This is a genomic window from Paracoccus sp. MC1854, assembly GCF_014164635.1.
Taxonomy (GTDB): domain Bacteria; phylum Pseudomonadota; class Alphaproteobacteria; order Rhodobacterales; family Rhodobacteraceae; genus Paracoccus.
This window is the reverse complement of the sequence record NZ_JACJFU010000001.1, coordinates 273,253-291,537: the sequence shown is the minus strand read 5'-3', so window position 1 is coordinate 291,537 and position 18,285 is coordinate 273,253. Positions and strand designations below refer to the sequence as shown.

Here is an 18,285-nt window from a genome sequence, read left to right as displayed (position 1 = left end):
TGCGGCAACCGTGGCGTATAGGGTGCTGCCCCGGCGCGCGTGACAAGCCAGACCAACCAGTCTGATCCGGGGTTCCGGCGTGCGAAAAGCGTTCAAGCGTTTGCTGATGATGTCCCGGCTGCGGGTGCGGCGCCAGTATTATCTGGTGCGGGCTTTCCGGCGCGGACGGGCGCTTGCCAGTGTCAGCGACCGCACCGGTCAGATGGCGCGGGATCATATCCTTGCCTTTGTCACGCTGCGGAACGAACGCATCCGGTTGCCCTACTTCCTGGACTATTACCGCCGCATCGGAGTCGGACATTTCCTGATCGTGGACAATGCCAGCACCGACGGCAGCCGCGAATATCTTGCGGGCCAGCCCGATGTATCGCTGTGGACCACCACCGCCAGCTACAAGGCCGCGCGCTTCGGGATGGACTGGATCAACTGGCTGCTGCGCCGTCACGGTTCGGGGCACTGGTGCCTGACCGTCGATCCCGACGAGTTCCTGGTCTATCCCCATGCCAACACCCGTCCCCTGAAGGCGCTGACAGACTGGCTGGAAGCCTCGGGGCAGCGGTCGCTGTCGGCGATGCTGCTGGACATGTATCCCAAGGGCCCGGTCACGGCGCAGCCCTATCGCGAAGGTCAGGACCCGTTCGAGATCGCCTCGTGGTTCGATCCAGCCAACTATGCGATCCGCAAGAACGCGTTCTATCGCAACCTGTGGATTCAGGGCGGTCCTCGGGCGCGGGTGCTGTTCGGCGAGGACCCCGAGAATGCGCCCGCGCTGAACAAGATCCCGCTGGTCCGCTGGAAGCCGGGCTATGCTTATGTCAGTTCGACCCACATGCTGCTGCCGCGTTCGCTGAACCTCGTCTATGACGAGGATGGCGGAGAGATGGCCTCGGGCGCGCTGCTGCACGCCAAGTTCCTGTCCACCTTTGCCGACAAGTCCGCCGAAGAGATCGACCGCCGCCAGCATTATGCCGAAAGCCGCGAATACCACGCCTATCAGCAGGGATTGCAGCAGCAGACCGATTTCTGGTGCGAGCAGTCGCGCCCCTGGCAGGACTGGCGCCAGCTCGAGGATCTGGGCCTGATCTCGCGCGGGAACTGGGCATGAACGTGGCGCCGATCAGGCGGGCGCGCCCGGCAGGAGACGCATCCCCGGAAGCCGCGGTCTGCCTGGGTGTCGTCATGCTCTGCCACGAGAATCTGGCGCTTGCGGCGCGGATGGCGCGCATCTGGTCGAACGGCGGGGCGCGCGTGGTGATCCATGTCGATGCCAAGGCACCGGCTTCGGAGATGGCCGGACTGCGGCAGGCGCTGGAAGGCACGGGCGTGCTTTACGCGCCGCGCCGGTCCTGCACCTGGGGCACCTTCAGCCTTGTCGCGGCGACTCAGGACGCCGCCGCCATGCTGCTGGACGCCCACCCCGAGGTGAGCCACGTCTTTCTCGCCTCGGGCGCCTGCCTTCCGCTGCGTCCTGTCAGGGAACTGGGCCGGTTCCTCGCCGCCCATCCGCAGGCCGATTTCATCGAAAGCGTCAGCGTGCGTGATGTCGGCTGGACCATGGGGGGCTTGAACGAGGAACGCTTCACCCTGCATTTCCCGTTTTCCTTCCGCAGGCGCCGCAAGCTCTTTGACCGCTATGTCCGGCTGCAGCGCCGCCTGGGGATCGCGCGGCGGTTGCCGGACGGGATCAAGCCGCATGTCGGCTCGCAATGGTGGTGCCTGACGCGTCAAACCCTGTCGGCGATCCTGAACGATCCCCGGCGCGCAGAGTTCGACCGCTACTTCCGCCACGTCTGGATCCCCGATGAAAGTTATTTCCAGACGCTTATGCGCCGCCACTCGGTGCGCATCGAAAGCCGGTCGCTGACGCTGGCCAAGTTCGATGCGCAGGGCAAGCCCTATGTCTTCTACGACGACCATCTGGCGCTGCTTGCGACGTCCCACATCTTTGTCGCCCGCAAGATCTGGCCGGGCGCCAAGGCGCTTTACGATTCCTTCCCCCGCCGCACCGACCCCGACAGCGCCGAGGATGAACCCGACACCGAACGGATCGAGGCGCTTCTGGACCGCGCCGCCGCCCGGCGCCGCCTGGGGCGACCGGGGCTTTACATGCAGAGCCGCTTTCCCCGCAAGGACGCCGAGAACGGCAAGACCTCGCAACCTTATGTCGTGATCTACGGCGCGGGCGACATGTTCGACGGCTTTGCCGACCACGCCGCGACCGCGACCGGGCGGACGGTCCACGGCCATGTCCTTGCCCGCCACACGGTCGAGTTCGCCGGCGACGCCCCCATCGGGCCGGGGGCATTGCCCAGCCATGTCGGCCTGCGGAACCTCGACCCGCAGGGCTTTCTTGCCGCGCTGATCCGGTCGTCCGAGGACATGCCGGCGTTTCTTTATTCCCCCCGCGACCGCCAGCATCTGAACTGGTTCATGGCGACCGACCCGAACGCCCAGCTTCTGGTCGTGACCGGCGCCTGGATCGTGCCCCTGATCCATTCGGACATGCCCTTCGACAACGTCCGGCATATCGCCGCCAAGCTGCAGCGGGCCGAGGTGCGCTTTCTGGACATCCTCGATTCCGTCTGGGTCAAGGCGCGGGTGCGGCGCTGGTCGTTGGCTGAGGCGCTGGGCCAGCCGGACGAGTTGTGGTCCGAGATCTGCATGGCCCTGCGCCCCGAAGGGGGCGCGGACCAGAGCCAGGCGCCACCCATGCGCGACATGACGGGCGTGATGCGGCTGATCCGCGACCTGCGCAATGCCGGCCTTCGCCCGCGCAAGATGGGCAATCCCCGGATCCTGCGCGCGCTGACGCGGCAACCGTCTGCGGTAGGCGAGGACGCGATTTCCCCGGCCGAGTCAGGGCCGGTGCGCCGGGCCGTCTGACCGCGCAATGGTTGACGCGGCTCGCCTGTCGGTTGAGGTTGCGCCTGCCGTTGATGCAGGACCTTGCCGATGACCGCTTTCCGCAGTTTCGTGATCTTCGCCGGGATGCGGACCGGCTCGAACCTGCTGGAAGCCACGCTGAACGCCCATGATGTCGCCTGCTTCGGCGAGGCCTATAACCCGTATTTCATCGGCTGGCCCGACCAGCAGACCCTTTACGACATGACCCTCGCCGACCGCGAGGCCGACCCGCAGGCGTTGTGGCGGCACATGGTCAATGCGCGCAAGGTCAAGGGCTTCCGCTATTTCCACGACCACGATCCGCGGATGTTTCAGCCGCTGATGGACGACCCGACCTGCGCCAAGATCGTGCTGACGCGGAACCCCGTGGACAGTTGGGTATCCACCCAACTCGCCTATGCCACCAACCAGTGGAAGCTGAACGAGACCGAGACGCCGATCCCCGCGCAGGTGGAGTTCGACGCGGGGTCGTTCCGCGAGAGCCTGGCCCAGACGCAGGGCTTTCTCGACCGCATCCAGCATGCGTTGCAGGTCCGGGGGCAGACGGGTTTCTGGCTGAACTACGACGACCTGCGCGACGCGGATGTGATGACCGGACTTCTGCACTGGCTGGGCCGCACCGACCTGGACCGGGTCGAACCCGCGCAGGACCAGGTGCCCCAGAACCCGCGTCCCATGGCCGAGAAGGTCACGAACTTCGCCTCCATGCAGGCTGAACTGGTGGCGGCTGACCCCTTCCAGTTGCACCGCATCCCCGGCTTCGAGCCGCGCCGTGGTCCCGCCGTCCCCTCTTTCCTGACGGTCGAGACGGGCCGGGGCCTGCTGTTCATGCCGGTGCGCGGCGGCCCCTCGGGTCCGGTCGAAAGCTGGCTTTCCGCCCTCGGAGGGGTCGAGCGCGACCTGACCCAGAACGCCCTGCGGCAATGGAAGCGCGCCCATCCCGGCCACCGCGCCTTCACCGTCCTGCGCCATCCGCTGCCGCGGGCTTGGGATGCGTTTCACGCGATGATGGCCGCCCGCAACCCGGACCTGCGCGGCCTGTTGCGTCAGGTCCACCGTGTCGCGCTGCCGCCTGACGAGGATCTGCAGGCGCTGACCGAGGCCGAAAAGCTGCCGATCTTCGCGGTATTCCTCGACTTCCTGCGCCGCAACATGAACGGCCAGACCGGTCTTGCGACCCATCCCGGCTGGGCCTCGCAGTCCGAGGTGCTGGCCGGTTTTTCCCGCTTCGGCGCCCCCGACCTGGTCGCACGCGAGGACCGCATGGCGGAAGACCTGGGCTTCCTCGCCCGTGCTGCCGGGATCGAGCGCGACGGTCCAGCGCCTGAACCGCTGCCCGAGGTCTTGGATGACCCCGCGCTGCGAAAGGCCGTCAAGGCCGCCTATCTGCGCGACTATGTGGCTTTCGGCTTTCCCGACCGCCCCTAGCGCGGCGTCCCCGCCCGCTGGCCGCGGCGGATGCCCAGGTGCCGCTCGCGCAGGATGATCGCGACGCCCGCGGCGATGATGACCGCCGCGCCCGCCAGCATCCGCAGCGTGGTCGGCTCACCGAAGACGAACCAGCCCACGGCGATCGCCATCAGCATCGAGGCGTAGTCAAAGGGCGCCACCAGCGAGGCGTCGGCAAAGCGGTAGGAGGAGGTCAGCATGATCTGCGCCAGCCCGCCCACCAGCCCCGCCGCAACCAGCAGCCCCGTCGTGGCCGGATCTGGCACCACCCAGCCGAAGGGCAGCGTGACCAGCGACAGTACCGATGCGGTGACAAGGAACCAGAAGACCACGGCCGACGTCTGCTCGGTCGCAACCATCCGGCTGATGAAGATCTGCGCCAGCGCCCCGAAGGCCGCGCCGGTCAGCGTCAGCATCGCGCCGAGGCTCTGTTCCGCCGAGGCGCTGCCCATACCCAGTGACAGCCGCTGCGACAGCACGATCAGCACGCCCGCGAAGCCCAGGGCGACCATGCTCAGGCGGAAGACGCCGACCCGTTCGTCCAGGAACATCGCTGCGAAGATCACCGTTATCAGCGGCATGGCATAGTTCAGCGCGGTCGCCTCGGGGAAGGGCAGCAGCCCGAGGCCGGCGAATCCGCAGCCCATCGAGATCGTGCCGATGATGCCGCGATAGGCGTGGGCCATCGGATTGGCGGTCCGCAGCCCGGTCGCAAGCTCGCCCTTCAGCGCAAGCCAGACCAGGATCACCGGGATGCCGAAGAAGGACCGGAAGAACACCTGCTCTCCCGTGGGCACGGCCGGCGCGGTGGCCTTGAGGATCGCGGCCATGACGGTGAACAGGAAAACGCTGCCCAGCTTCAGCAGGATGCCGGTCCTGGGGTTCCTCACGAAAGCCGCCCCACCGCCCAGCGCGCCGCATCCGCGACCGCGGGATCGGGGTCATCGACCAGTTGCTCGGCAACGGGCCGCAGTCGGGGCTGGGCGCTGTTGCCGATGGCGTAAAGCGCGTTCCGCACGATCCGATCGCGTCCGATCCGCTTGATCGGGCTGCCCGAGAACCGCGCCCGGAAACCCGCATCATCCAGCAACGCCAGCTCATCCAGCGCAGGCGCGCGATGCGGCCCGTGATAGCGCATCTCCTGCGCCTGAACCGCAAACTTGTTCCACGGACAGGCGGCGAGGCAGTCGTCGCAGCCATAGATGCGGTTGCCCAGCATTGGCCGCAGTTCGGGATCGACCGGCCCCTTGTGCTCGATGGTCAGGTAGGAAATGCAGCGCCGCGCATCCAGTTGGAAGGGCGCGGGGAAGGCGCCCGTGGGGCAGGCGTCCAGGCAGGCGCGGCAGGAGCCGCAATGCTCGGGTTCGGGCGGATCGGGCGGCAGGGGCAGGGTGGTGAAGATCGCGCCCAGGAAGAACCAGTTGCCCAGCTCCCGGCTAAGCAGGTTGGTGTGCTTGCCCTGCCAGCCGAGGCCCGCAGCCTCTGCCAGCGGCTTCTCCATCACCGGGGCGGTATCCACGAAGACCTTGATCTCGCCGCCCCAGCGCTCGATCATCCAGCGGCCCAGCCGCTTCAGCCGCGCCTTGACGATGTCGTGGTAATCCTTGCCCTGCGCATAGACGCTGACCGCGCCCCGGTCCCGCTGCGCCAGATCCTCGCGCGGATCATGCGGCGGCGTATAAGCCTCGGCCAGCATGACAACCGACCGCGCCTCGGGCCACAGCGCATCGGGCGCGCCGCGCCAATGCATCCGTTCGGCCATCCAGCCCATCTGTCCGTGCCGCCCCTCGGCCACGAACTCGGCCAGCCGCCCCGCCGCCTGCGGGATCGCCCCCGGCACCGTCACGCGGGCGGCCGAAAACCCCTCGGCCAAAGCCCGCGCGACCAGTTCCTTCTTCTTCGCCCAAATATCCTGGGGGGAGCCGGCATCGCCGGCGGGGGGCAACGCCCCCCTGTCTTTAGAAGTCGAGCTGCGCATAATGCGGCGCCGGCGCCAGCCCCGAAATCTGGTCCGCCAGCACGCCGCGGAAGGCCGGGCGCGACTTCACCGTCGCATACCAGTCCTTCAGCGCCACCGAGCGGTCCCAGTCCACGTCCGAGATGTAGTCGAGGCAGGAGAGATGCGCGGCGGCGGTGAAATCGGCCAGCGTCAGCATGTTCCCCGCCAGCCATTTGCGGTGTTCCAGCAGGTGGCCCAGATAGTCGATGTGGTCCTTGACCGCCCGCAGCCCCGATTTCACCAGCCGCGAATCCGGGTAGCCCGCGTTCATCACCTTCTTCCAGACCCGTTCCGACAGGATCGGCCGCGTGACCTCGGTGTTGAACTTGTCGTCGAACCAGGCGCAGAGGCGGCGGACCTCGTGCCGCTCGGCGGGCGTGATGGGCATCAGGGCCGGGTTCGGATAAGCCTCGTCCAGATACTCGACGATCGCCTGGCTTTCGGCCCAGAGCCGCCCGTCCAGCCGCAGCACCGGGATCTTGCCGGCGGGGTTGCGGCGGGCGATCTCGGACCCCGGCTCCCACCAGCGTTCCTCGACCAGTTCCACGTCGATGCGCTTTTCGCCCAGCACCAGCCGCACCTTGCGGCAGAAGGGCGACAGGGCAACATGGTAAAGACGCGGGGTCGAGTTCGTGTTCATTGCCGGGGAAAGGTCGTTCGCTTGGGGGAGGGACCGGCCGGTGATACGCCCCCCTGCCGGGGTATTCAACCGCGGTGCCGCCGCCCGCTTACTGCTGGAAGCAACCCGCCCGCCCGTCCCGCTGGATCGTGGCCGCCCCGTCGGCAATCGCGCGGGCGCGGGCCGAGCGGGTCTGCGCAGCCCGCGTCTTGGGCGCGGGCAGGACGGCGGCCAGCGCCGCGGCCTGACCGGCGCTCAGCTTGTCGGGGGTCGTCCCGAAATGATGGGCCGAGGCGGCATGGATGCCGAAAACGCCGGGACCGAATTCCGCCACGTTCAGATAGACTTCCAGGATGCGCCGCTTGCTCCAGATTGCCCCGATCATGGGGGTGTAGAGCGTTTCCAGCGCCTTGCGCGGCCAGCTTCGCCCTTGCCACAGAAAGACGTTCTTGGCCGTCTGCTGCGTCAGGGTCGAGGCGCCCCGGCTTTCCCCCCGCGCGATCACGCGGCGGATCTCGGCCATGTCGAAGCCCCAATGCAGGCAGAAATTCGCGTCCTCGGCCGCGACCACGGACCGCAGCATCACCGGCGCGATGTCACCGGCGCGGGTCCACTGGCGCGGCGCGATGGTGCCCTCGCGGATGATCGTCCAGGTGGTCGGCGGGTTCAGGAACCAGCCGAACAGCACCACCACCGCCAGCATCAGGACAAGGAACCGCAGCCCCAGCCAGCGCAGAGGCCGCAGGAGGCGCCGCCGTATCCGCCGCCGCCATCCCGCGCGGCGGCGAAGCGGTCGGGGCGGCGGGATTGCCATGACGTCTGTGAAGGGCTCCGGGCGGGACATGGCCCGTCGTCTCACGCAGGCTGCAGGGGCGTCAAGAAAGCCCGGCGCCCTGCGGCCATTCAGTCGGTTACGGGCTGGCTCGGGGCGGTCAGCGCCTGCCCGCCGGTTCCGGCCAGCGTGTCGCGCAACCGCGCCTCGTCCGCGTCCGACAGCGAGGTCTGGATCACCTGCGCGCGCGAGCCGTATTTTTTCAGCCGCGGCAGCAGCTTGTCCATGTTGAAATCCCTGGCCAAGATGAAAACCGCGCCGCCGCCCAGCGGCACGGTCTTGCCGATCTGCCGGATGAAGTCGTCGTTGATGCCGTAATCCGTGGCTTTGCCTGCCAGCGCCCCCGAGGCCGCGCCGATCGCCGCCCCCGCCAGCGGGTTCAGGAACAGAAGGCCGATCAGCCCGCCCCAGAAGGTTCCCGTCAGCGCCCCCGTCCCGGTCATGTTCAGGGCCTGATGCAGTTGATATTCGCCCTCGGTGGGGCGGGTGACGACAACGGCATCCTCAAGCTTCAGCAGGTATTCCTTCTGCGCCGCGCCGAGTTCCTGGCGAAGCGCAAAGGCATCCGCCTCGGACGCGAAGCCGATGACGATCAGTTGGGACATGGGGCCACCTTCAGGTTCAGGATTGCCCCGACAACGCGCCCGCGGCCTGAATGGTTCACGAAGCCTTGAAACGGAAAGCCCCCGCAGCTTGCGCTGCAGGGGCCTTACGACGATGGTGCCCAGAAGAGGACTCGAACCTCCACGCCTTGCGGCACACGGACCTGAACCGTGCGCGTCTACCAATTCCGCCACCTGGGCCGGTGTCGTGAGGCGGGGATGTAGAGCCAGCCGCAGGGGCTGTCAACGGCCCTTCTTCGGAAAAAACGGCCGTCCTTCCGAAAGCGCGGTTCCTGCCTGCGCTTGATGCCGGGGGACCGGTTCGCTATCAGGCTTGCAAGGCGCGAAAGCGGCACCCGGCTGCTGAAAGGGGCGAGACATGGCAAGGCTGGTCACGATCTATGGCGGCTCGGGGTTCGTCGGGCGGCAGATTGCCCGCGTCATGGCGGCCGAGGGCTGGCGCGTCCGCGTCGCCGTCCGCCGCCCGCATCTGGCGGGCGTGGTGCGGATGTATGGCCATGTGGGCCAGGTCCAGCCGGTCTTCTGCAACGTCCGCGACGACCTGTCGGTGCAGGCGGCGATGACGGATGCGGATGCCGTCATCAACTGCGTCGGCATCCTCGTGGGCCAGCGGCGCAACACCTTCGAGGCCATCCACCACGAGGCCGCCGGCCGCATCGCCCGCATCTCGGCCGAGCTTGGCGTCGAGCGGCTGGTCCACCTGTCGGCCATCGGCGCCGATCCCGATTCGGACAGCCGCTATGCCGCGACCAAGGGCAAGGGCGAGCAGGCGATCCTGCAGCACCGTCCCGACGCGGTGATCCTGCGCCCTTCGGTGATCTTCGGGCCGGACGACAAGTTCTTCAACAAGCTGGGGGGCATGATGCGGCTGGGACCGGTCGTGCCGCTGCCCGGCGCCAATGCGGAACTGCAGCCCGTCTTCGTCGATGACGTGGCCCATGCCGCGATGATGGGCGCGACGGGCGAGGCCGAACCCGGCATCTACGAACTCGGCGGCCCCGACGTGATGACCATGCGCGAGATCGCGCGGCTGGTCGCCCTTGTCACCAGCCGCCGGCGCTGGATCATGGGGCTGCCGGGCTGGATGGCAGGCCTGATCGGCGTCTCCTTCGACGCGCTGCAGACGGTCAGCGGCGGGCTGGTGATGAACCGCGTGATCACCCGCGACCAGGCACGGCAGTTGCGACGCCCGAACCGGGTGGGGCAGGGGGTCAGGACCTTCGCCGACCTCGGCATCCAGCCCGCGGCCGCCGCGGCGGTGGTGCCCGAATACCTGTGGCGCTTCCGGCCCTCGGGGCAATACACCGCCATCAAGGACTCGGCGAAGAACCTGCGCCCCGATTGATGGAAAGTGATACGATCGTTGCGGCGTTCCTCGGGCTGCTTGAGGGACTGACCGAGTTCATTCCGGTTTCATCGACCGGGCACCTGCTGCTGGCCGGGCATTTCCTCGGCTTCGACAGCCCCGGCCGCGCCTTCGAGGTGCTGATCCAGCTTGGCGCGATCCTTGCCATCCTGGGCGTCTATGCAGGGCGGCTGTGGCGCATCTTCTCGGAGGCGCCGCACGATCCCCGGGCGCGGCGGTTCATCGGGGCGGTGCTGCTGGCCTTCCTGCCGGCGGCGGTGATCGGCGCGATGGCGCATGGGATCATCAAGACGGTGCTGTTCGAGACGCCCGTGCTGATCGCCGTCATGCTGATCTTGGGCGGGATCGTGCTGCTGTATGTGGACCGGCTGGCGATCCGAACCCGCTATGCCGAGGCCGAGGATATCCCGCTGGGCGTCGCCTTCCGCATCGGTCTTATCCAGTGCCTAGCCATGGTGCCCGGCGTGTCGCGTTCCGGCGCGACCATCGTGGGGGCGCTGACGATGGGGGTCGGCAAGCGGGCGGCGGCCGAGTTCAGCTTCTTCCTGTCGATGCCGACGATGGTCGGGGCCTTCACCTATGACCTTTATCGCAGCCATGCGGTGCTGGACGCGGCGGCGCTGACGAATGTGGCGGTGGGCTTTGTCTGCGCCTTCGTGGCGGCGGTCTTCGTGGTCAAGTGGCTGCTGAGCTATGTCTCACGCAGGGGATACGGGCTGTTCGCTTGGTGGCGCATCATCGTCGGAACTGCTGCGTTGCTGGGGCTTATAGTGGTTGGGTAATAAAAGCTGACCTATCTACAGTAGAAAATCTGCTGAATTTTCAATTCTCGTGCTGGAAAATCAAAGATAGGTAAGCATTGCTGACTTTTTGAGTGATCCTGTCTGTTTTACAGCTTTCTCCGGTTAATGGGAGAAGGCGCAGCGGATGGCGACGCAGGTGATGCTCAAGTTCGTGACCCTGGGTCGCGAGATGCCCGAGAAACGCGCGGCGGACGAACGCAGCGGCGATTTCCACGAGATCTACCGCGAGTTCGCGGATGCCAAGGCGCGTGAGCAGGCGAGCCGCTGTTCCCAATGCGGGGTCCCTTATTGCCAGTCACATTGCCCCCTTCATAACAACATTCCCGACTGGTTGCGCCTGATGGCCGAGGGGCGCACACAGGAGGCCTATCTGCGCGCGCAGGAGACCAACAGCTTTCCCGAGATCTGCGGCCGCATCTGCCCGCAGGACCGGCTCTGCGAAGGCAACTGCGTCATCGAGCAGTCGGGCCACGGCACCGTCACCATCGGCGCGATCGAGAAATACATCACCGACACCGCGTGGGAGGAAGGCTGGGTCGAGCCCATCCGCCCGATGGTCGAGCGCGCCGAAAGCGTGGGCATCATCGGCGCGGGACCGGGCGGGCTGGCGGCTGCGGAACGGCTGCGGCAGCAGGGCTTTCAGGTCACGGTCTATGACCGCCACGACCGCGCGGGCGGTCTGATGATCTATGGCATTCCCGGCTTCAAGCTGGAAAAGCCCGTGGTCCAGCGCCGCAACCAGTGGCTTGAGGAAGGCGGCGTCGAATTCGTGCTGAACGCCGAGGTGGGCCGGACGATCAGCTTCGACGCGATCCGGGGCAAGCACGACTCGGTGATCATCGCCACCGGCGTCTACAAGACCCGCGATCTGGAGATCGACAATGCGCCGGAACGGGGCGTGGTGGCGGCGCTGGACTACCTGACGGCCTCGAACCGGGTGGACTTGGGCGACGAGGTGCCGGATTTCGCCGATGGCGAACTGGACGCCTTCGGCAAGCGCGTCGTGGTGATCGGTGGCGGCGATACGGCGATGGACTGCGTGCGGACGGCGATCCGGCAGGGGGCCGTCAGCGTCAAGTGCCTTTACCGCCGCGACCGGGCCAACATGCCCGGCAGCCAGCGCGAGGTGCAGAATGCCGAGGAGGAAGGCGTTGAATTCGTCTGGCTTTCCGCCCCTGCCGCTTTTGCCGGCCATGTCGCCGGTGCCGCCTCGACCGCCAGCGAGGCGCTGGTGGCGAATGCCGGCGGCGACGTGGACGGCGACGGGATCGGCGACAATCCTAAGCTCTCGCCGCTGCATCTGGTCACGGAAACCGACATCTCGACCGGGCCTGCCGGTGTCACCGGCCTGCGCGTGGCGCGGATGCGGCTGGGGGCGCCGGATGCCACCGGCCGCCAGTCGCCCGAGGTGATCGATGGCGGCGATTACGACGAGCCGGCCGACCTTGTCATCAAGGCGCTGGGCTTCGAGCCCGAGGACATCCCCCGCCTTTGGGACGTCTCCGGCCTTGAAGTCACGCGCTGGGGCACGATCCGCGCCGATTACCGGACCCATCGCACCTCTCTGCCCGGCGTCTGGGCGGTGGGGGATATCGTGCGGGGCGCCAGCCTTGTCGTCTGGGCGATCCGCGACGGGCGCGAGGCGGCTGACGCCATTGCCGCCGAACTGATCACTGAGGCCCGGGTTGCAGCGGAGTGAATGTCATGCACAAACCATGCACGGATGATGCACAGGCGATGCATATCGCAGGTGCGGCAAAGGCCGCCGCGTTGCGGCGCATGGGTCAGCGTCTCTGCCTTGTTCTGGTCTTGGGCGCCTCGCCCGCTCTTGCCGCCGAATGGACCCCGCCGCAGGGCTGCCGGCTTGACCTGACCGTGCAGCAGCGGTCCTGCACCGTGGCCCAGCACTACCGCTGCGAGGGTGATGCGCCGGGAGACCAGTGGGTGGCCTATTTCACCGACGAGGGCCTGGTCAGCCAGTCCCGCATCGACGCCGAGACGCGCTGGATGGAAAGCACCGATCTTGTCAGCGGCATCACCGACCGTCTGGACCCGGATGCCCGCGACCACGCCAGCCTGTCCACCCTGCTGCAGACCGGCAGCGACGATTTCGATTTCTGGACCCGGTCGGACAGCGGCGAGCGGCTGCGCCACATCGGTCGCGACGACCTGACCGGCACGGTCGAGATCGACGGCGAGACGCTGGACACCACGCGGTTCAACCTGCGGACATTCGCCGAGTCGGGAGAGCTTCTGATCGAGCGCAACGGCTCGCAATTCGTCAGCCGCGAGTTGGGGCGGTTCTTCGGCGGGGCCGAGACCTCGACCGACTGGACCGGAGAGGCGCAGGAGACGAACGATTCGCCCGTCCGCTTCATCCGGCGGGGCGAGGCGGGCTTCGGGGGAACGACCCCCGACTATGACTGCAACATGCAGATGGTCGGGATGCCCGCGGGGGGCGGGGCATGATCGAGGGGCGGTGCCTGTGTGGGGCGGTGAGGATCACCGCCGCCCGCTTCAACGGCGAGGTCAGCGTCTGCCACTGCGCCATGTGCCGCCGCTGGGGCGGGGGGATCATGGCCGGGTTCGTGGCGCCTGCCGATGCGGTGACGGTGAGCGGAGAGGTGGGGCGTTACGCCTCGTCGGATTTCTCGGAACGCGCCTTCTGCCCGCGCTGCGGATCGAGCCTGTGGATGCGCGACCATGGCGGTGACTACGAACTGTCGCCGGGGCTTTTCGAGGGGGCCGCCGATTTCCCGCTGGTGCGCGAGGTTTATGCGGATCAGGCGCATCGCTTTGCCGGTTTCTCGGGCGACCATCCGCGGATCACGCGGGTCGAATATGAACAAACACATCCCCATGTGGAGGGAGACGCATGACCGACGCTTGGCAAGCCAAGGAAGAAGCCCGCCGCGCGTGGATGGCGGAAAACTCGCTGTATCGGGCCGAGGATGAACATTCCTCCTGCGGGGTCGGGCTGGTGGTTTCCATCGACGGCACCCCTTCGCGCCGCGTGGTGGAACATGGCATCGACGCGCTGAAGGCGGTCTGGCACCGGGGGGCGGTCGATGCCGACGGCAAGACCGGCGACGGCGCGGGCATCCATGTCCAGATCCCGGTCCCCTTCTTCCACGACCAGGTCCGCAGCACCGGGCACGAGCCGGATGCGTCGAAGATGATCGCCGTGGGGCAGGTGTTCCTGCCGCGCACGGATTTCGGGGCGCAGGAACGCTGCCGGACCATCGTGGAAACCGAAGTGTTGCGGATGGGGCATTACATCTACGGCTGGCGGCACGTGCCGGTGAACACGGCGGTGCTGGGGGAAAAGGCCAACGCGACGCGCCCCGAGATCGAGCAGATCCTGATCCGCTGCGAGAAGGACATCGACGAGGAAGCCTTCGAGCGCGAGCTTTACATCATCCGCCGCCGGATCGAGCGCGCGGCGGTCGCCGCCCAGATCGCGGGGATGTATATCTGCACGCTGTCCTGCCGGTCGATCATCTACAAGGGGATGATGCTGGCCGAGCAGGTCGCCGTCTTCTACCCCGACCTGCAGGACGAGCGGTTCGAGAGCGCCTTCGCCATCTATCACCAGCGCTATTCCACCAACACCTTCCCGCAGTGGTGGCTGGCGCAGCCGTTCAGGATGCTCGCGCATAACGGCGAGATCAACACGCTGAAGGGCAACCTCAACTGGCTGAAAAGCCATGAGATCAGGATGGCGTCGAGCACCTTCGGGGACATGGCCGAGGACATCAAGCCGATCGTGCCGGGCGGCTCCAGCGACTCGGCGGCGCTGGATGCGGTGTTCGAGGTGATGGTGCGGTCGGGGCGCAACGCGCCGATGGTCAAGACGATCATGGTGCCCGAGGCCTGGTCGAAGGCCACGACCGACCTGCCGAAGCCCTGGGCGGACATGTATGCCTATTGCAATTCCATCATGGAGCCTTGGGACGGGCCTGCGGCGCTGGCCATGACGGACGGGCGCTGGGTCTGCGGAGGTCTGGACCGCAACGGGCTGCGGCCGATGCGCTATGTGGTGACGGGCGACAACCTGCTGATCGCGGGGTCCGAGGTCGGCATGGTGCCGGTGGACGAGGCATCGGTGCGCGAAAAGGGCGCGCTGGGGCCGGGGCAGATGATCGCCGTCGATATTCAGGAAGGCCGACTTTATCACGATGTCGAGCTGAAGGATAAGCTCGCGGCCAGCCAGCCCTTCGGCGACTGGGTGGAAAAGGTCGTGGCCCCCGGCACGATGCTGGAGAACCTGCCCGAGCCGGTGACCTACACCGGCGAGGAGCTGCGCCGCCGCCAGATCGCCGCGGGCTACACCGTCGAGGAGATCGAGTCGGTGCTGGCCCCCATGGCCGAGGACGGCAAGGAGGCGCTGGCAAGCATGGGCGACGACACGCCGCCTGCGGTGCTTTCGGCGCAATACCGGCCGCTGAGCCATTTCTTCCGGCAGAACTTCAGCCAAGTGACAAACCCGCCGATTGACTCCCTGCGCGAAAGCCGGGTGATGAGCCTCAAGACGCGCTTCGGCAACCTCAAGAACGTGCTGGACGAGTCCTCCAGGCATACCGAGATCACCCTGCTGGAGACGCCCTTCCTTGCGAATGGCGAACTGGCCGAGGTCGTGCGGATGTTCGGCGATGCCGTGACCTGGATCGACTGCACCTTCGCCGATGGCGCGGGACCGAATGCGATGGCCGAGGCGCTGGCACGCATCCGCGCCGAGGCCGAGGATGCCGTGCGCTCGGGCGCAGGCCAGTTGGTGCTGACGGACGAGCATCAGGGCGAGGCGCGGATCGGGCTGCCGATGATCCTCGCGACCTCGGCGGTGCATAGCTGGCTGACGCGCAAGGGGCTGCGGACCTTCTGCTCGCTGAACGTGCGGTCGGCCGAGTGCATCGATCCGCATTACGTCGCGGTGCTGATCGGCTGCGGGGCGACCACGGTGAACCCCTATCTGGCGCAGGACACCATCGCCGAGCGGATCGAGCGGGGCTTGCTCAAGGGCGACCTGATCCAGATCATGCGCAACTACCGCGACGCCATCGACGCGGGCCTGCTGAAGATCATGGCGAAGATGGGAATCTCGGTCCTGTCGTCCTATCGAGGCGGGCTGAACTTCGAGGCCGTGGGGCTGTCGCGCGCGATGGTCGCGGAATACTTCCCCGGGATGCAGAGCCGGATTTCGGGCATCGGCCTGCACGGGCTTCAGGCCAAGCTGGAGGAGATCCACCACAAGGGCTGGCACACGCCCACGGCTGATCTTCTGCCAGTCGGCGGCTTCTACAAGGCGCGGCGCTCGGGCGAGAAGCACGCCTGGGAGGCCAGCACCATGCGGCTGCTGCAACTGGCCTGCGAGAAGGCCTCCTATGAAATCTGGAAGCAGTTTTCCGGCGCGATGCGGGCGAATCCGCCGATCCACCTGCGCGACCTTCTGGACATCAAGCCGCTGGGCAAGCCGGTGCCGATCGAGGAGGTGGAGTCGATCACATCGATCCGCAAGCGTTTCGTGACGCCGGGGATGAGCCTAGGGGCGCTGTCGCCCGAGGCGCATATGACGCTGAACATCGCCATGAACCGGATCGGGGCCAAGTCCGATTCGGGTGAGGGCGGCGAGGACCCGGCCCACAGCGCCCCCCTGCCGAACGGCGACAACCCCTGTGCCAAGATCAAGCAGGTGGCCTCGGGGCGCTTCGGCGTGACCGCCGAATACCTGAATGCCTGCGAGGAGCTGGAGATCAAGGTCGCGCAGGGGGCCAAGCCCGGCGAGGGCGGGCAGTTGCCGGGGATGAAGGTGACGAGCCTGATCGCGCGGCTGCGGCATTCGACGCCGGGGGTGACGCTGATCTCGCCGCCGCCGCACCACGACATCTATTCGATCGAGGACCTGGCGCAGCTGATCTATGATCTCAAGCAGATCAACCCGCGGGCGAAGATCACGGTCAAGCTGGTCGCGGGCGGCGGCGTCGGCACCATCGCGGCGGGCGTCGCCAAGGCCAAGGCCGATGTCATCCTGATCTCGGGCCATAACGGCGGCACCGGGGCCTCGCCGGCCACGTCGATCAAGTTCGCGGGCCTGCCGTGGGAGATGGGGCTGACCGAGGCGCACCAGGTTCTCGCCATGAACCGGCTGCGCGACCGGGTGACGCTGCGGACGGATGGCGGGCTGCGGACGGGGCGCGACGTGGTGATGGCGGCGATGATGGGGGCCGAGGAATACGGCATCGGCACCGCCGCCCTGATCGCCATGGGCTGCATCATGGTGCGTCAGTGCCAGTCGAACACCTGCCCGGTGGGGGTCTGCACGCAGGACGAACGGCTGCGGGCGATGTTCACCGGCTCGGCCGACAAGGTCGTGAACCTCATCACCTTCTACGCGCAGGAGGTGCGGGAGATCCTTGCGTCCATCGGCGCGCGGTCCCTGGACGAGGTGATCGGGCGGGCGGACCTGCTGACGCAGGTGTCGCGCGGCTCGGCCAGCCTCGATGACCTCGACCTGAACCCGCTGCTGATCACCGTCGATGGGTCGGAGAAGATCGTCTATGACCGGTCCAAGCCCCGCAACGCGGTGATGGACACGCTGGACGCCGAGATCGCTCGCGACGCCGCCCGCTTCTTCGAGGATGGCGAGAAGATGCAGCTGTCCTATGCGGTGCGGAACACCCAGCGGACGGTGGGGACGCGGACATCCTCGCTGATCGTGCAGCGGTACGGGATGCGGAACAGCCTGCAGCCGGACCACCTGACGGTGCGGCTGACGGGTTCGGCCGGGCAGTCGCTGGGGGCCTTTGCCGCGCCGGGGCTGAAGATCGAGGTCTCGGGCGATGCCAACGACTATGTCGGCAAAGGGCTGTCCGGGGGGATCATTGTTGTGAAGCCCGCGATGGGCAGCCCGCTGGTCGCCGCCGACAACGTCATCATCGGCAACACCGTGCTGTATGGCGCGACCGACGGCTGGCTGTTCGCCGCCGGGCGGGCAGGGGAGCGGTTCGCGGTGCGGAACTCGGGCGCGAAGGTGGTGATCGAGGGCTGCGGGACCAACGGCTGCGAATACATGACCGGCGGGGTGGCGGTGATCCTTGGCTCCATCGGCGCGAACTTCGGCGCGGGGATGACCGGGGGGATGGCCTATCTGTACGACCCTCGGCGCGTGGCAGAACGCTACATCAACGCCGAGACGCTGGTGACCTGTCCGGTGACGGTGGCGCATTGGGAAGCCGAACTGCGCGGGCTGATCGAGCGCCACGGCGCCGAGACAGGAAGCAGGCGGGCGGCCGACATCCTGGCCGACTGGGAGCGCGAGCGGGCGCACTTCCTGCAACTCTGCCCGCGCGAGATGCTGCCGCATCTCAAGCACCCGCTGGCCGGGACGGGGGAGCTTGCGGCGATTCCCGCCGAATGAGGGGAGGTGCCGGACCGGGGCGCTGCCCCCCGCTCGGGCCTGCCGACCCCAGCCTCGCTGGACAGGTTCCAGCGGACCATCCGGCGGGAAAACAGCCGTTATGGTTGTTTTCTGATACGCCTCCTGTTCCGGGCGCTCGGCAGTCCGGGATATTTGAACGAAGAAGAATGAAGGGGGACGCAGGTCGCCCCCTTTTCCTCATGCGGAGGTGTAGGCCGTGTGAGCCGAGCAGCGTTGCGTAAAAGGCCGTTCTCGCCAATAGTCGCACCCAAAACG

The 18,285-nt window shown here is 67.3% G+C and carries 14 protein-coding genes and 1 tRNA gene; 9 read left to right on the top strand and 6 right to left on the bottom strand.

The annotated features are described in order from the left end of the window. The first annotated feature begins 106 nt into the window (after positions 1-106). The 3 genes from H5395_RS01400 (at position 107) to H5395_RS01390 (ending at position 4,332) form a co-directional block, all read left to right on the top strand. Positions 107-1,105 (top strand): glycosyltransferase family 2 protein, encoded by a 999-nt coding sequence (locus H5395_RS01400; protein WP_182790712.1) that lies wholly within the window; start codon positions 107-109, stop codon positions 1,103-1,105. Further along, positions 1,102-2,883, top strand: a complete 1,782-nt coding sequence (locus H5395_RS01395) for a beta-1,6-N-acetylglucosaminyltransferase (RefSeq protein ID WP_255440445.1) — start codon at positions 1,102-1,104, stop codon at positions 2,881-2,883. The genes H5395_RS01400 and H5395_RS01395 overlap by 4 nt, the downstream gene beginning before the upstream one ends. 69 nt (positions 2,884-2,952) lie before the next feature. Then, positions 2,953-4,332, top strand: coding sequence for a hypothetical protein (locus H5395_RS01390; RefSeq protein WP_182790711.1), 1,380 nt, complete (start codon positions 2,953-2,955; stop codon positions 4,330-4,332). Here H5395_RS01390 and H5395_RS01385 read toward each other — a convergent pair. The 6 genes from H5395_RS01385 to H5395_RS01360 all read right to left on the bottom strand — a co-directional run bounded on the left by H5395_RS01385 (position 4,329) and on the right by H5395_RS01360 (position 8,606). Next, positions 4,329-5,243: a DMT family transporter gene (locus H5395_RS01385; protein WP_370576334.1), complete on the bottom strand. Its 915-nt coding sequence runs from the start codon at positions 5,241-5,243 to the stop codon at positions 4,329-4,331. The two genes, H5395_RS01390 and H5395_RS01385, sit on opposite strands and share 4 nt — an antisense overlap. After that, positions 5,240-6,262: a tRNA epoxyqueuosine(34) reductase QueG gene (queG, locus tag H5395_RS01380; protein ID WP_370576345.1), complete on the bottom strand. Its 1,023-nt coding sequence runs from the start codon at positions 6,260-6,262 to the stop codon at positions 5,240-5,242. Before queG ends, H5395_RS01385 begins: the two co-directional genes overlap by 4 nt. 49 nt (positions 6,263-6,311) lie before the next feature. Further along, positions 6,312-6,992 carry a glutathione S-transferase family protein gene (locus H5395_RS01375; RefSeq protein WP_182790709.1) on the bottom strand — a complete coding sequence of 227 codons (681 nt, stop codon included), beginning with the start codon at positions 6,990-6,992 and terminating at the stop codon, positions 6,312-6,314. A gap of 88 nt (positions 6,993-7,080) precedes the next feature. Continuing rightward, a complete protein-coding gene (locus tag H5395_RS01370; RefSeq protein ID WP_370576333.1) occupies positions 7,081-7,815 on the bottom strand; it encodes a biosynthetic peptidoglycan transglycosylase in 735 nt (244 codons plus the stop codon). A gap of 59 nt (positions 7,816-7,874) precedes the next feature. Beyond that, positions 7,875-8,408 (bottom strand): DUF1269 domain-containing protein, encoded by a 534-nt coding sequence (locus H5395_RS01365; protein ID WP_182790708.1) that lies wholly within the window; start codon positions 8,406-8,408, stop codon positions 7,875-7,877. Between the two features lie 113 nt (positions 8,409-8,521). Continuing rightward, positions 8,522-8,606 (bottom strand) — tRNA-Leu (locus H5395_RS01360). A gap of 178 nt (positions 8,607-8,784) precedes the next feature. Here H5395_RS01360 and H5395_RS01355 point away from each other — a divergent pair. From H5395_RS01355 to gltB, 6 genes are all read left to right on the top strand, one after another. Next, positions 8,785-9,771: a complex I NDUFA9 subunit family protein gene (locus H5395_RS01355; RefSeq protein ID WP_182790707.1), complete on the top strand. Its 987-nt coding sequence runs from the start codon at positions 8,785-8,787 to the stop codon at positions 9,769-9,771. Next, positions 9,771-10,574, top strand: coding sequence for an undecaprenyl-diphosphate phosphatase (locus tag H5395_RS01350; protein ID WP_370576332.1), 804 nt, complete (start codon positions 9,771-9,773; stop codon positions 10,572-10,574). The genes H5395_RS01355 and H5395_RS01350 overlap by 1 nt, the downstream gene beginning before the upstream one ends. A 145-nt stretch (positions 10,575-10,719) precedes the next feature. After that, positions 10,720-12,294, top strand: coding sequence for an NAD(P)-dependent oxidoreductase (locus tag H5395_RS01345; RefSeq protein WP_182790705.1), 1,575 nt, complete (start codon positions 10,720-10,722; stop codon positions 12,292-12,294). Positions 12,295-12,332: 38 nt separating this feature from the next. Then, positions 12,333-13,064 (top strand): hypothetical protein, encoded by a 732-nt coding sequence (locus H5395_RS01340; RefSeq protein WP_255440442.1) that lies wholly within the window; start codon positions 12,333-12,335, stop codon positions 13,062-13,064. After that, positions 13,061-13,474, top strand: coding sequence for a GFA family protein (locus tag H5395_RS01335; protein ID WP_182790704.1), 414 nt, complete (start codon positions 13,061-13,063; stop codon positions 13,472-13,474). Before H5395_RS01340 ends, H5395_RS01335 begins: the two co-directional genes overlap by 4 nt. Further along, positions 13,471-18,009: a glutamate synthase large subunit gene (gene gltB / locus H5395_RS01330; protein ID WP_182790703.1), complete on the top strand. Its 4,539-nt coding sequence runs from the start codon at positions 13,471-13,473 to the stop codon at positions 18,007-18,009. The genes H5395_RS01335 and gltB overlap by 4 nt, the downstream gene beginning before the upstream one ends. The last annotated feature ends 276 nt before the right edge of the window (positions 18,010-18,285 follow it).

What these genes read in the sequence shown, in the direction of transcription:
- H5395_RS01350 (WP_370576332.1), top strand. Translation starts at nt 9,771, where the DNA reads ATGGAAAGTGATACGATCGTTGCGGCGTTCCTCGGGCTGCTTGAGGGA.
- H5395_RS01355 (WP_182790707.1), top strand. Translation starts at nt 8,785, where the DNA reads ATGGCAAGGCTGGTCACGATCTATGGCGGCTCGGGGTTCGTCGGGCGG.
- H5395_RS01370 (WP_370576333.1), bottom strand. Translation starts at nt 7,815, where the DNA reads ATGTCCCGCCCGGAGCCCTTCACAGACGTCATGGCAATCCCGCCGCCC.
- H5395_RS01345 (WP_182790705.1), top strand. Translation starts at nt 10,720, where the DNA reads ATGGCGACGCAGGTGATGCTCAAGTTCGTGACCCTGGGTCGCGAGATG.
- H5395_RS01395 (WP_255440445.1), top strand. Translation starts at nt 1,102, where the DNA reads ATGAACGTGGCGCCGATCAGGCGGGCGCGCCCGGCAGGAGACGCATCC.
- H5395_RS01365 (WP_182790708.1), bottom strand. Translation starts at nt 8,408, where the DNA reads ATGTCCCAACTGATCGTCATCGGCTTCGCGTCCGAGGCGGATGCCTTT.
- H5395_RS01340 (WP_255440442.1), top strand. Translation starts at nt 12,333, where the DNA reads ATGCATATCGCAGGTGCGGCAAAGGCCGCCGCGTTGCGGCGCATGGGT.
- gltB (WP_182790703.1), top strand. Translation starts at nt 13,471, where the DNA reads ATGACCGACGCTTGGCAAGCCAAGGAAGAAGCCCGCCGCGCGTGGATG.
- H5395_RS01335 (WP_182790704.1), top strand. Translation starts at nt 13,061, where the DNA reads ATGATCGAGGGGCGGTGCCTGTGTGGGGCGGTGAGGATCACCGCCGCC.
- H5395_RS01390 (WP_182790711.1), top strand. Translation starts at nt 2,953, where the DNA reads ATGACCGCTTTCCGCAGTTTCGTGATCTTCGCCGGGATGCGGACCGGC.
- H5395_RS01375 (WP_182790709.1), bottom strand. Translation starts at nt 6,992, where the DNA reads ATGAACACGAACTCGACCCCGCGTCTTTACCATGTTGCCCTGTCGCCC.
- H5395_RS01400 (WP_182790712.1), top strand. Translation starts at nt 107, where the DNA reads ATGATGTCCCGGCTGCGGGTGCGGCGCCAGTATTATCTGGTGCGGGCT.